Source organism: Dactylosporangium sp. CA-052675 (assembly GCF_050947935.1).
Classification (GTDB): Bacteria; Actinomycetota; Actinomycetes; order Mycobacteriales; family Micromonosporaceae; genus Dactylosporangium.
The window spans coordinates 2,285,670-2,299,563 of record NZ_CP192010.1 but is presented as its reverse complement, the minus strand read 5'-3'; the positions used below and the strand labels follow the sequence as shown (position 1 = coordinate 2,299,563).

At 74.1% G+C, this 13,894-nt stretch carries 8 protein-coding genes; 1 reads left to right on the top strand and 7 read right to left on the bottom strand.

What is annotated here, in order from left to right:
* Positions 1-10: 10 nt before the first annotated feature.
* From ACQP1P_RS10285 to ACQP1P_RS10260, 6 genes are all read right to left on the bottom strand, one after another.
* Positions 11-901 (bottom strand): Gfo/Idh/MocA family protein, encoded by an 891-nt coding sequence (locus ACQP1P_RS10285; protein WP_433085354.1) that lies wholly within the window; start codon positions 899-901, stop codon positions 11-13.
* Between the two features lie 72 nt (positions 902-973).
* On the bottom strand, positions 974-1,963 hold the full coding sequence (locus ACQP1P_RS10280) for a 1-acyl-sn-glycerol-3-phosphate acyltransferase (protein WP_433085352.1): 990 nt from the start codon (positions 1,961-1,963) through the stop codon (positions 974-976).
* A complete protein-coding gene (locus tag ACQP1P_RS10275; protein ID WP_433085350.1) occupies positions 1,964-2,797 on the bottom strand; it encodes a patatin-like phospholipase family protein in 834 nt (277 codons plus the stop codon).
* Complete coding sequence (locus ACQP1P_RS10270) at positions 2,790-4,472, bottom strand: protein kinase domain-containing protein (protein ID WP_433085348.1); 1,683 nt, start codon at positions 4,470-4,472, stop codon at positions 2,790-2,792. The genes ACQP1P_RS10275 and ACQP1P_RS10270 overlap by 8 nt, the downstream gene beginning before the upstream one ends.
* 145 nt (positions 4,473-4,617) lie before the next feature.
* Positions 4,618-5,877 carry a glycosyltransferase family 4 protein gene (locus ACQP1P_RS10265; RefSeq protein ID WP_433089953.1) on the bottom strand — a complete coding sequence of 420 codons (1,260 nt, stop codon included), beginning with the start codon at positions 5,875-5,877 and terminating at the stop codon, positions 4,618-4,620.
* Positions 5,878-6,093: 216 nt separating this feature from the next.
* Positions 6,094-8,022, bottom strand: a complete 1,929-nt coding sequence (locus ACQP1P_RS10260) for an amylo-alpha-1,6-glucosidase (protein WP_433085346.1) — start codon at positions 8,020-8,022, stop codon at positions 6,094-6,096.
* Positions 8,023-8,243: 221 nt separating this feature from the next.
* On the opposite strand from ACQP1P_RS10260, the gene ACQP1P_RS10255 reads away from it, so the two are divergent.
* Entirely contained in the window at positions 8,244-10,889 is a 2,646-nt protein-coding gene (locus ACQP1P_RS10255) for an MGH1-like glycoside hydrolase domain-containing protein (RefSeq protein ID WP_433085344.1), read from the top strand.
* A 140-nt stretch (positions 10,890-11,029) separates the two neighbouring features.
* Here ACQP1P_RS10255 and ACQP1P_RS10250 read toward each other — a convergent pair whose 3' ends face one another.
* Positions 11,030-13,672 carry a putative bifunctional diguanylate cyclase/phosphodiesterase gene (locus ACQP1P_RS10250; protein WP_433085342.1) on the bottom strand — a complete coding sequence of 881 codons (2,643 nt, stop codon included), beginning with the start codon at positions 13,670-13,672 and terminating at the stop codon, positions 11,030-11,032.
* Positions 13,673-13,894 lie beyond the last annotated feature (222 nt).

Genomic DNA, 13,894 nt, shown 5'->3' with positions numbered 1-13,894 from the left:
GCGCGGGCGCTCAGACGGTGACGATCGTCGAGGAGCTGCGGGCCCGCTCGGCGGCGGCCAGGATGCGGGTCACCTGGGCGCCGAAGGCCGCGTCGCACGGGTGGGGCCGACCGGCGGCCGCGTCCATCAGGGCGTTCACGGCGTTGCCGAAGGCCTCGACCTGGGTCGCGTCCCACTCGGGCAGGGTGGTGGCGCCGTGCTCGCCGAAGTAGGCGAAGCCGAAGCTCGTCGCGTCGGGCGCGGCGTCCAGCGTCAGCGAGAGGGTGCTCGCGGCCCCGCCCTCGTGGCGCAGCAGCAGGTGGGCGGTGTCGCGGGGGCCCTCGGCGGCGGAGAGGTCGACGACGGGGCCGAGCAGCGGCAGGATCACCGACAGGGCGTGCGGGCCGAGGTCCCACAGGCCGCCGTGCTCCTTGCGCCAGACCGAGCCGGCGTAGGGGTTGCCGGGCTGGAAGATCGACGTGTACATCGTGCCGTGGGCCGCATACCAGCCGCCGAGCTGCGCGTTGGCGGTCAGGAAGCCCTCGATCGACGGGACGAAGCGGTTGGTGAAGAAGACGACGGTGGCCACGCCGGCCGCGTCGGCCGCCGCCACCACCTCGTCGGCCGCGGCCGGGTCGAGGGCCAGGGGCTTGTCGAGCAGCAGGTGCTTGCCGGCCTGGGCCGCCTTCACGGCCAGCGGGGCCTGCACGTGCGGGGGCAGCGCGATCGCGACCGCGTCGACCTCCTTGAACAGGGCGTCGACGTCGGTGTACGCCGGGACGCCGTAGCGCGAGCCCAGGTCCTCCGCCTTGTCGGCGCTGCGGCCCCAGACGCCCGCGAGCGTCGCCGAGGGGTGAGTCGCCAGCGCGGCCGCCTGCGTCACCGTCGCCCAATGTCCCGTGCCCAGCACACCGAATCGCATCGGACCATTCTCCCCCACGGCGCGCCGCACCGGATCACCGCCCGCGCGCGGAGCCCCGGCATACCCGGTATTTCACGGGTTGTGGTGATCGATCCAGTCGTCGATCCGGGCCCACCACTCGTAGAGCCACTCGACCCGCTCGTCGCGGCCGGCCGGGATCTCCTCGGGCTCGACCGACCACCAGCGCATCGTGATGGTCAGGTCGAGGGGGAGATGGCGCCAGAGGTCGGCGACCGTGAGCAGCTTGTCCAGGCCGGTGTGCGCGACCCAGATCACCCCGGCCTCGGGCGCGGCGTCCAGCGCGGCCAGGGTGCCGCCCGGCCGCGGCGCCAGCACGTGACGCATCCGCTCCGCGCGCTCGGCCATCGCCGTCAGCCCCAGGTCCCGCAGCCGCTGGATGGCCCGCTCGCGCCGGCTCGGGGTGAAGTTGCCGCCCTCGGGGAAGAGCACGAGCACGTCGTTGTCGTCGAGGCCGGTCGCCAGGGCCGCGATGTGCTCCTCGCCGTCCGCGGCGACGGTCACGAAGTGGTTCGGCAGGCGGTTGAGCATCACGTCGATGACCGGGTCCCACTGCAGCGTCTGCTTGAGCACGATGCGCGGCTCGCGGTCGAACCAGCTGATCAGGGAGTGGACCAGCAGGAACGAGTCGCCGGGGCCGGCGTGGCGGCAGAAGACGAGCTCGGGCTGGCCAGGCGCGGCCACGTCGGGGTCGGTGCCGACCACGGAGACCTCGACGCCGAGGGCGAAGCGGGCCTGGTGGTACAGGATCCGCAGGAACTTGCCGGTCAGGACGTAGTGGATGCGCTGGAACCGGGGGCCGCGCAGCCGCCAGCCGAAGCCGCTGGCGACCCACAGGGCGAAGAGCACGACGAGGGCGACGACCTCCAGGAAGAGGTAGACGGCGACCATCCACCCGACCCGCAGCGCGCGGAGGCGGCCGGAGCCGAGCGGGCCCAGCGCGCCGGCGAGCAGCAGCCAGACCGGCATGACGGCCAGCAGCACGACGAGGAGGACCAGGGTGAGCGGGGTCAGCACGAGCCGGCGGATCCAGCGGGGCGGCATCTAGCCCAGCGCCTCGAGGTAGGCGAGGCTCGCCTCGTACGCGCGCTGGATGCGGCCGCGGGCGAGCTCGACCTTGCGGTACGACAGCGGCGAGTCGTCCTTCGGGGAACCGCCGCCGGTGGGCAGGACGTGCACGGACACGTGCCCGGGCGCCTCCTGCAGCTCGCGGGCGAAGCGGTGGCGGCGGGCGACCTCGAAGGCGACCTGGGCCACCTCCCACGGGCGGCGGGGCGGGCGCAGGGGCCGCTCGACCCGCCCGACCTGCATCACGAAGACGGTCCGGGCGCCCAGCGCGACCGCGCGCCCGACGGGCACGGAGTTGACGATGCCGCCGTCGATGAAGTGCTCCTGCCCCAGGTGTACCGGCGGCAGCAGCCCCGGCACCGCCGAGGACGCGAGCACGGCGTCGATCAGCGGGCCGGAGGAGAACCAGTGCTCGGCGGCCCGCTCGATGCTCGCCGCGCAGCACTGGAACGGCACCTGGAGGTCGGCGAACGTGGTGGCCTCGCCGAGCTCGCGCTCGAGCATGCGCCGCAGCGGGGCCGGCGAGTGCAGGTGGGTGCGCTTGGCGAACCGGCTCAGCTGGCGGGGCAGGGAGTCGCCGTACACCGTGCGCGCCTGCGGCGAGGACCACAGGTCGGTGAGCCGCTCGGCGACGTGCTCGTCCGGGGCCGCGGCCACGGCGGCGCCGTTGAACGCCCCGATCGAGGTGCCGACGATCAGGTCCGGCCGGATGCCGTGGTGCAGGACCGCGCGGACCATGCCGACCTCGTAGGCGCCGAGCACCCCGCCACCGCCGAAGACGAAGCCGACGGGCGCCGTGACCTCACGCATGCCGCTTGCGGCGGGTGCGCTGGGCGGGCGGGGCGGCGCTCTGGAAATACGCGGGCGGGCCGGACTGCCCGGGCTGGGCCGGCCGCCGGCTCGGGTCCGGGTTGTCCGGGTCGTTGGGGTCGGAGCCGCCGGGCGGGCCGCCGTTCGGGTCGCCGCCGCCGGGCGGGGGGCCCTGCGGCCGGCCGGGGGGCGGGCGGGACGCGTCCGGCGGCGCCTGGACGTTCTCGGCGATCGGGGGCAGCTGGTCCTCGGGGCCGCGCATCTCGACGCGCAGGTCGCAGGCGGTGTCGTTGAGCACGAAGTCGCTGGGCGGGCCCGGCCGGCCGCCGTGGCCGTAGACGCCGACGGTGACCGCCTTGCCGGGCAGCAGCGGGGACTGGCCGGTGATCCGCAGGCCGCCGACGCCGGGCGTGTAGGCGCCGGAGCCGTCGACGCGGTCGACCTGCTGGCCGCCCCGGAAGAGGAAGACCAGCTCCCACGGGTCGAGCGTGCGGTTGCCGATGTTGGCAACGGTAACCCGAGCCTCGAAGGCGCGCTCGGCGCCGGGCCTGGACACCGGATGGATGTAGAAGTCGATGTTGCAGCCGGGCTTGGGCGCCCACGGCTTCCAGATGATCATTCCGGTCGTGGCGCCGGCCGCGAGCACGGTCGCCAGGACCGCGACCCAGGCGCGCCGGGCGGTGCGGCCGGCGACGACCCGGTGGTGGCTGCCGCCGCCGGGGCGCCGCGCGCCCGGTAACTCCGCGCGCCGGATCGGCGGGGTGTCCTCGCTCGGCGGCGGCGCGTGCACCTCCTGCGTGGAGGAGCCGTCCTCGCCGGGCAGGACCACGTGGATGCCGGTGGCGGCGGCGAGCACGCGGGAGACCTCGGCCGCGGGCGGGCGGGCGTCGGGGTCCTTGGCCAGGCACCGGGTGATCAGGCGGGCCACCTCGGCCGGCATGCCGGGGATCTCCGGCAGCGGGTGCGGCGGCTCGTACACGTGGTTGGCGATCATCTGCGTCGGGGTGTCCGCGTGCCAGGGCAGCCGGTCGGTGAGGCAGCGGTAGGCGAGCAGCCCGACGGTGTAGACGTCGGTGGCGGCCACGACCCCGCCGCCGAGCAGCCGCTCGGGGGCCAGGTAGGCGGGCGTGCCGAAGACGGTGCCGTCGCGCTCGTCGTCCGGGTCGTAGGAGCCGGCCAGGCCCGCGACGCCGAAGTCGAGGATCTTCGCCCCGGCCGCGGTGAGCATGACGTTGCTGGGCTTGATGTCGCGGTGGACGATGCCCTTCTCGTGCGCGGCGGCGAGCCCGGCGGCGACCTGGGCGCAGATCTGGGTGGCCCGGCGCCAGGACATCGCCCCGGCGCGCAGCCGCTCGCTGAGCAGCTCGCCCTCGAGCAGCTCCATGACCACGTAGGGGCGGCGGCCGTTGCGGCCGGCGGAGACGTCCCCGGCCTCGCCGTAGTCGTGCACGGCGGTGATGTTGGGGTGCTGCAGGCGGGCGACGACCTGGGCCTCGGAGCGGATCCGCTCGCGGTTGCCCGGCTTGCCGGCCAGCGACCCGGCGAGCAGCTTGACGGCGACGTCCCGGTCGAGCACGAGATCGCGGGCCCGCCACACGACCGCCATGCCGCCGGTGCCGACGGGCGCGATCAGCCGGTATCTGTTGCCGAGGACCTCGTCGGCGCTGCCGCTCACCCAGTTGCTTCCTGATCGATTCCGGTCGCTATTCCTGGCAAACCGTACCGGGGATGGATCGCCCTGGCGAGACCCAAAATATGACCGACCCCGGCAAATCCGCATACCGGGGTCGGTCAGAAATGCGATGTATTCGGACGGGCACCTAGAGCGTCAGCAGGTTACCGTCCGGTACGACGATCTGCGGCCGGCCGTGCTCGAGGAACGCCGCCGCCTGGCGCGCGGCGAACCCGGGCGCCTCGCAGATCGCGGTGCCGTAGACGCTCGCCGTGTCGGCCGCGATCGTGGACCAGCCGTAGCGCTCGCTGACCATGGAGCGGGCCTGCTTGGCGACCCGGCGGGCGAACGGCTCGTCCTCCAGCAGGGTGCCGACCGAGGCGGCGAGCCCGTCGGGGTTCTTGGCCGGGAACGTGACGCCGGTGACGCCGGGCTCGACGATCTCGGCCAGGCCGCCGGTCGCGGCCACGGCCAGCGGCGCGCCGGCGGAGGCGCCCTCCAGCGCGACCATGCCGAACGGCTCGTAGATGCTCGGCACGACGAGCGCGTCGGTGGCGGCCATGAGCGCGGGCAGCTCACCCTCGCCCATGAAGCCGGCGAAGGAGACGGCCCGCTGCAGGCGGTGCCGGCGGACCTCCTCGAGCAGCTCGCCCTTGTGCGGACCGTCGCCGGCGATGACCACGCGCAGCCCGTTGTGCCGGGCCCGCAGCTCGGGCAGGGCCGCGATGAGGTCCTGGACGCCCTTCTCGTAGACCAGGCGGCCGGCGTAGCCCAGCAGGGGCCCCTCGCCCGCGAACCGCGCCCGGGCCGCGTTGACCGCCCGCGCCGGGGCCCGCCACACGCTGGCGTCGACCCCGTTGGCGACCACCGACACCCGCGCCGGCGCGAGGTCGAGCAGGCGGGTGACCTCCCAGCGCATGTACTCGGAGCAGACGATGACGCGGCAGGCCTCGTGCCCCAGCCACCACTCGACGGAGTGGATGCACTTGTTCATCTCGTCGGGCAGCCAGCCCTGGTGCCGGCCGGCCTCGGTGGCGTGGATGGTCGCCACCAGCGGCAGGTCGAGGCTCTCCTTGAGGGTGACCGCGGTGTGCGTGACGAGCCAGTCGTGGGCGTGGATGACGTCGTACTCCCCCGTCGCCGCGGCCCGCAGCGCAGCCCGGGTCAGGGTGTGGTTGAACGCCATCGTCCAGGCCAGCAGCGTCGACGTGGCCAGCGGGAACAGCGGCGGGTCCTCGGCCGCCCGCACGATGCGCACGCCCTCCGCGTACTCCTCCAGCGGCGCGCCGGGGGCGTGCCGCGTCACGACGGTCACCTCGTTGCCGGCCGCCACCAGGGAGGTGGCCAGCGCGTGGACGTGCCGCCCGAGTCCGCCGACCACCACCGGCGGGTACTCCCACGACAACATCAGAATGCGCAACGGTCGTCGTCCTCCGGTCCCGATGGTCTCGCTCACGTGGCCGCCCCCACAGATCGTTGATCAAAACGCTCGCCCATGTACCCACGCACGGCGCCGCCACACACGCGATTTCTCCCCCGCGCGTGAGCCGTTGGGTGGGTTTGAGACTCATCCTGCCCCGTGAGGGTTACCAAGGCGGCAAATCTCATTTCTAGGGTGTAACGCTCAGCCGACATTCCTCCGAACGCGCAGCACCTCCGCGACCGACCAGGCCTGGAACGGGCACCCCGTGGCGCGGTGCGGGGCGTCCCCGTCGGCGGTCTCGCTGACCGACCCCACGCCCCACTCCCACAGATGCGCCTCGATGCCCCCCAGGAGCTCGGCGTGACGGCCCGGGGCTGCGGCCGCGTGGGCGTCCACGTACGGGCCGAGCATCCAGGGCCACACGGTGCCCTGGTGGTAGGCGGCGTCGCGCCGGGCCGGGTCGCCCGCGTGCACCCCGGCGTATCCCCGCTCCCCGGCCGCCAGGCTGCGCGGCCCCAGGGGCGTGATCAGGGCGGACACGGCCTCGGGGACCTCCCGCCCGCGCATCGGGCCGCGGGGCAGGCTCCACGCGAGCAGCTGGTTGGGGCGCAGCGCCGGGTCGTCCCCGCCGGGCCCGTCGACCACGTCGAAGAGGGGCGTCGCGCCCGGCCGGCCCGTCGCCGGGTGCCACGGCGAGGGGATCGGGAAGCGGCGCTCGAAGCTCGCCCGGGCGGTGGCCAGCAGCGCCGGGACCGGGCCGGCGGGGCGGCCGGTGCGCTCGGCGAGGGCGGCGATCGCGGCGAGCCCGTTGATCCACAGCGCGTTCACCTCGACCGGCTTGCCGGCCCGGGGTGTGATGGGAATCTCCCCGACCCGGGCGTCCATCCAGGTGAGCGCGACGCCGGGGGCACCCTGGGTGACGAGACCGTCACCGTCGACCCGGATGCCGTAGCGGGTGCCGCGCACGTGGGCCGCGACGATCTCCTCGAGCGCGGGCAGCACCTCGGCGGCGAGGTCGTCGTCGCCGGTACCGCTGACGTGCCGCTCGATCGCGTGGAGGAACCACAGCGTGGCGTCGACGGTGTTGTGCTCGGTCCGCCCGGTGTCGGCGGTGTTCGCGAGCATGCCGTCGTCGAGGGTCGCGGCGTAGGCCCGCAGCAGCTCGCGGCCCTCGTCGTACCAGCCGGTGCTGAGGAACAGCCCCTCGTAGGCGGTCATGGTGTCGCGCGACCAGGTGCCGAACCACGGGTACCCGGCCACGACGTCGGGCGCGCCCGCGGCCCCCGCGACCACGAAGGCGTCGGCCGCGAGCACGAGCGCGGCGTCGGCCGGGTCGGCCGCGTCGTGGGTCAGCGCCCGGTTGCGCTGCCGGGCCCGCTGCACGATCCGCGCCGCCCCGCGGTGCGCGTCCTCGTCGCCGGCCCAGGCCTCGACCTCGAGGGTGTCGCCGGGCTCCAGGCGGGCGGTGAACCGGCCGGCGCACCACAGGTCCTCGTGCGCGCTCAGGCCCCGGTCGGCCTCGAGGCGGGCGTGGGCGCCGCGGTACCACTGCGAGATCCCCTGGAAGCCGGGCCCGTGCAGGCGGAAGGAGCGCTCGACCACGGCCCCGCCGTCGTGCGCCTCGACGAGCGGCTCCGGCCCCGCGGCGGACCGCTCGCCGTGCGCGTCGCGCCAGGTGACGAGGGCCTTGAGCGCCAGGGTGACCGGGCCGGGGGCGCTGAGCAGCCGGTGCACGACGCCGAGGTGGGCGCGGCCGTGGACCATCGCCAGCTCGCGCTCGAGCACGACCGGGCCGATCCGCCAGCGCCAGCGGGGCAGGCCGTCGACGAGCTCGAAGCGCTCGAGCAGGGTGTGCCCGGCGGGGCTGATCGCGCCGCCGGCCCACTCGTGCACGGCCAGCTCGACCTCGGCCCCGGAGGGCAGGGTCAGCACCGGGTCCAGGGCGGCCAGGGCCAGGTGGCGGCGGGCGGGCTGCCCGGGCTCGGCCACCACCAGCAGGCCGTGGTACCGCCGCGTGCGCAGCCCCGGGACCGTGCCCATCGCGTAGCCGCCGGTCCCGTCCGGGACGAGCCACTCGAGCGCCGCCCCGTGCGCCAGATCACCGCATACCTGCGTGCCGTACACCACCATGCGCACAATCTTGGTGGCTGCGGGTGGCAGGAGGCGACTCCACGCCAGCAGAATTATTGATCACTCGAGCCTGAATCGATCGAGCCGGACCGACGGCGCCGCGGCGCCCAAGATCCAGGAGGGTGCGGTTGCCAGCTTTTTAGTGTAGGAACAAATGCCACCTATGGGTCGAATGGTCGGGTCTCAACTTGACCGAAACATGAACAACGGAGAATAGCCGCGTGATCGAGGACGATGGGAACGCCGAGCGCCGGAGGCTGGCCGAAGCCGACAGCGGCGAGCGCCCATGGCGGGGCTGGGGGCCCTACCTGTCCGAGCGAGCCTGGGGCACGGTCCGCGAGGACTACAGCGCCTACGGCAACGCCTGGGACTACTTCCCGCACGACCAGGCCCGTTCCCGCACGTACCGCTGGAACGAGGACGGCATGGCCGGCATCTGCGACGACCGGCAGACGTTCTGCTTCGCGCTCGCGCTGTGGAACGGCAAGGACGCCATCCTCAAGGAGCGGATGTTCGGCCTCGGCGGCGACCTAGGCAACCACGGCGAGGACGTCAAGGAGTACTGGTGGTACACCGACTCCACCCCGACGCACTCGTGGATGCAGTGGCGCTACCACTACCCGCAGGAGGCGTTCCCGTACGACGACCTCGTCGCCGAGAACTGCCGGCGCGGGCGTGGCGAGCCGGAGTACGAGCTCGTCGACACCGGCATCTTCGACGAGGACCGGTACTGGGCGGTCGAGGTCGACTACGCCAAGGCCGGCCCGACGGACATGTGCATCAAGATCCGGATCCGCAACATGGGGCCCGAACCCGCGAGCCTGCACGTGCTGCCCACCCTGTGGTTCCGCAACACGTGGGCCTGGGGGCTGCCCGGCCGCGACTACCGGCCGGAGATCCGCGCCAAGGACAACGGCCTGCTCGCCGAGCACCGCCTGCTCGGCCGCCTGGCGCTGACCGGCGACGGCGCGCCCCGCCCGCTGTTCTGCAACAACGAGACCAACGGGCCGCGGATCTGGGGCAAACAGGGCGAGGAGTACCCCAAGGACGGCATCGGCGACCACATCATCCACGGCGCCGACAGCGTCAACCCGGCCGGCGTGGGCACCAAGGGCGCCCTGCACTACCTCGTCTCGGTGCCCGCCGGCGGCACGCACGAGATCCGGCTGCGGCTCAACCTCAACGCGCCCGGCGCCAAGGACCTCGCCCCGGCCGACCTCAAGGCCGACTTCGACTCCACGATGGCGCGGCGGCGGGCCGAGGCCGACGAGTACTTCGACGCGCTCGTGCCCGCGGCCGCCACCGCCGAGGAGAAGATGATCGTCCGGCAGGCCGTCGCCGGGCTCATGTGGGGCAAGCAGTTCTTCCACTTCGACGTCGCCCGCTGGCTGCAGGGCGACCCGGTGTCGGAGCCGCCGCCGGACAGCCGCCGCTACGGCCGCAACTCCCACTGGTGGCACATGAACAGCTGCGACGTGCTGTCCATGCCCGACCCGTGGGAGTACCCGTGGTACGCCGCCTGGGACCTGGCGTTCCACTGCGTGGCCATCGCGCGCGTCGACCCCGGCTTCGCCAAGGAGCAGCTGCTGCTCCTGCTGCGCGAGTGGTACATGCACCCCAACGGGCAGATCCCGGCGTACGAGTGGGCGTTCGGCGACGTGAACCCGCCCGTGCACGCGTGGGCCGCCCTGCGCGTGTTCGTGCTCGACGGCTCGCGCGACTTCGACTTCCTCGCCCGGGTGCTGCACAAGCTGCTGCTGAACTTCACCTGGTGGGTCAACCGCAAGGACGCCGAGGGCAACAACGTCTTCGAGGGCGGGTTCCTCGGGCTGGACAACGTCGGGCCGTTCGACCGCTCCGCGGCGCTGCCGGTGGGCGGGCGGCTGGAGCAGAGCGACGGCACCGCGTGGATGGCGATGTACGCGCTCAACCTCCTCGACATGTCGCTCACGCTCGCCGTGCACGACCGCGTCTACGAGGACATCGCCGCCAAGTTCCTCGAGCACTTCGCCTACATCGCCGACGCCGCCTACGAGTTCGGGCTGTGGGACGAGGAGGAGGCGTTCTTCTACGACGTACTGCGCACCGCCGACGGCCACCAGATCCCGCTCAAGGTCCGCTCGGTCGTCGGGCTCCTCCCGCTCACCGCGACCACGATCATCAGCTCCTCGACCCTGCGCCGGCTGCCGGACGTGGCCGCCCGGCTGCGCTGGTTCCTGACCAACAAGCCCGAGTACGGCGACGTCGTCGGGGCGAAGAAGAGCCGCGGCGGGCAGCAGCTGCGCCTGCTGTCGATGGTCGGGCCGGACCAGCTCATCCGCATCCTGCAGCGGATGCTGGACGAGGACGAGTTCCTGTCCCCCTACGGCCTGCGCACCCTGTCGCGGGCCCACAAGGACGAGCCCTTCACGGTGCACCTGGGCGACCACGCGTACACGGTGGGGTACGAGCCCGGCGAGTCGACGAGCGGGCTCTTCGGCGGCAACTCGAACTGGCGCGGCCCGATCTGGATGCCGGTCAACTACATCCTGATCGAGGCGGTGCGGCGCTTCGCCGAGTTCTTCGGCGACGACCTGCAGGTGGAGTACCCGGCCAAGAGCGGGCGGATGGCCACCCTGGCGTCGGTCGCGGACGACCTGTCGCACCGGCTCGTGAAGCTGTTCCTCAACGACGGGTCGGGCCGGCGGCCCTTCTTCGGCGACGTGGACCTCTTCCAGTCCGACGGCGCGTGGCACGACCTGCTGCTGTTCTACGAGTACTTCCACGGCGACACGGGCGCGGGCCTCGGGGCGGCGCACCAGACGGGCTGGACGGCCCTGGTGCTCGACCTGATCCTGACCCTGCGGACGCCGCCGCCGACGACGTAGCTCCGCTTCGCGGTGCCGAGGACCGCATCTGGGGGCGGGGTGACCAGCGGCGGACCTGGCAGCGTCGGCGCGCAGCGCCCAGCGGTGCCTGGCGGGAGCGACGGTCCGCACCACGACGGACCCGAGTCATGGCCCTGCGTTCAGAGCATCGGGGCGCGGTGCCGTTCGAGGTACGCCTCGACGTGCTCGGCGTGGTCGGGCGGGCTGATCAGGTAACCCTGGCCGAGCGGGCAGCCTGCCGCGCGCACCACGTCCACGTGCGACGCGGTCTCCAGGCCGCACGCGATGACGTCGATGCCCAGGCGCCGGGCCAGGGCCACGACCACGTCGACGATCGGGGTCGCCGGCCCGCGCCGGCCCGCCGGCTCGCTGAACACCGACTGGTCGATCTTCAGCATGTCGATCGGCAGCCGGCGGAGGTGGGCCAGGGCGGTCGGGCCGGTGCCGAAGTGGTCCAGGGCCGTGCGTACGCCCAGGGCGCGCAGCCCCGCCAGCTGCTCGACGGCCAGGGTGTCGTCGGGCAGGGCGGCCTCCGTCACCTCGACGACCAGCGCCTCCGGCGGCACGTCGTGGGTGTCCAGGGCGGTCGCGACCGCCGGCAGCCACCCGTCGGCGGCCAGCCGCCGGGCCGAGACGTTGACCGAGACCCACAGCTCCCGGCCGTCGCGGCGCCAGCGGGAGAGCTGGCGGCAGGCCTTGTGCAGCACCCAGGCGCCGATCTCCTCGGCCAGGCCGGTGCCCAGCTCCTCGGCGATCGGCAGGAACTCGGCCGGCGGCACGGCCCCGAGCCGCGGGTGCCGCCACCGCACCAGGGCCTCGGCCCCGACGGGCCGGCGGGTGGCGAGGTCGGCGATCGGCTGGAAGACCACGTCGAGCTCGCCGCGGCCGATGGCGCCGGGGAGCTGCTGCTCGATGTCGGTCCGGCGGACCAGCGCGACCTCGAAGGACTTGTCGTAGCACTCGACCCGGCCGCCGTCGCGGGAGCGGGCGAGCTGGCGGGCGCGGCGGCGGGCGACGTCGGCGTGGCGCAGGGCCTCCTCGGCGGTGCCGGCGCTGAGCAGGTCGGCCACGCCCACGTCCGCGGCCAGGTGCACCGTGTGCCCCGGCAGGTGGAAGGGCTCGGCCAGGGCCGTGGCCAGGCGGGTCGCCAGGGCGAAGGCCTGCACCAGCGGCGCCTCGGTGAGCACGGCGAACGCGGCATCCCCCAGCCGGGCCGGCAGGTCGCGCCCCGCCGTGGCGACGCGCAGGCGCCGGGCCGCCTCGATGAGCACGGCCCCGGCGACCGCCTGGCCGTGCAGGTCCGCGACGCTGGCGAAGCGCTCCAGCTCCAGCACCAGCATCGAGCCGGGCCGCCCCTCGTGGCAGGCCTGGCCCGCGGCGGCGACGAACCGGCGGCGGTTCGCGAGGCCGGTCTGGTCGTCGGTCCACGCCACCTCGTCGAGCGTGCGCTGCAGCTGGGCCCGGTCGCCGACGTCGCGCACGTGCACGACCAGGCCGGCGACCTCGGGCGCGGTGCGCTGGTCGCTGACCGTCGACTCGGTGTCGCGCCAGCGGCCGAAGCCGTCGCGGAGCCGGGCCTGCACGAGCATGTGCTGGCGGCCGCCCAGCACGGCCCGCAGGGCCTCGGTCACGGGGCCGTGGTCGTCGGGGTGGAGCAGGTCGGTCAGCGGGCGGTCGAGGGCGTCCTGGTCGGACAGGCCGAACTGGCGCGCGGCCGCGGGGCTCTGCCAGCGCACGACGAGGTCGGCGTCGAGCACGATCGTCACGTCGGTCGAGCCGGACACCAGCGTGCGGAAGCGCGCCTCGCGGCCGGCGAGCCTCAGGGCGTACCGGCGGACGTCGCGCGCGGCGAGCAGCTCCCGCACGGCGAGCGCGCCGAACGCGGCCAGGCCCAGCGCCACCGACGTGGCGTCGAACCGGCCGCCGGTGAGCAGGTGGAGGACGGAGACCGTGACGGCGAGCAGCGCCGGGCCGATGAGCAGCGGGTACGCCGCGAGCGAGCCGCCCTCGTCGAACACCTCCGCGCGCGTCGGCTCGTCGTCGGCCCGGCGGGCGCCGGCGATGATCAGGAACGGTCCGGCGACCATCGCGAGGCCGGCCAGCACCAGCCCGGCGGTGACGGTCGCGGGGACCGCGGGCCAGGCGCCGTGGTGGCCGAGGAGCAGCAGGGAGTACACGTCGAGGCCCACGATGGACAGCGCGGCCCCACCGGCGCAGCCCAGCGCCGCGGGCCGATGCCGCACGGCGCGCATTCCGGTCACGACGGCCACCGCGATGGCCACGGACCCGGTCACGGCCACCGCGAGTCGCAGCGGCGCGGTCCCGCTCGACTCGCTCTTCAGGGCCAGGACCCAGGCACAGTAGAAGAGGCTCACGCCGATGCCGGCCCCGTCGAGCAGGCGGCGCAGCCTGGCCCCGAGGGTCGGGGCGGTGCCGGGGAGCAGCAGCAGGCCGAGCAGGTACGTCGGGGCGGCGACCAGTGTCGTGCCGGCCGCGATCGGCCCCTGGGGCAGCGCCGGCACCCCCGTCAGGGCCACGCCCGCCCCCGTGACCAGGGCGCCCATGCCGAGGAACCCCGCTCCACGGCACGGCCCGAAGTCGCTGCGACCGTGATGGATGCGCAGGGCCAGGCGAATCAGCGCACCGGCGTGTGACAGCGCGGCTCCCGCGGCCGCCGCGGCGACCGCGACCAGGCCGAGGACCGGCCCGATGACGACGGCGGCGGCGAGGGCCGCGGCCGCGGTGAGCAGGGCGAGCCAGAACGTGCGCGGGTTGCCGATCATCGCAGGGCCGCTTTCGCGAGGGGGAACGCTGGGGATGCGCTCATCCCGCTCAACGACGGGGGTCGCCCGGGGTTACTGGATGGTTCGCTCTTTTTCATGACCTTTAATGTGGGTTGCTTCTTATGTACCGCTCAGCCCGTGTACCGCTCAGCCCGCGCCTCCTCGGCGTCGCTGCCACTTCACCGCTCGACCGCTCGGCTGCTTCGTCACTGGGCTGTCTGA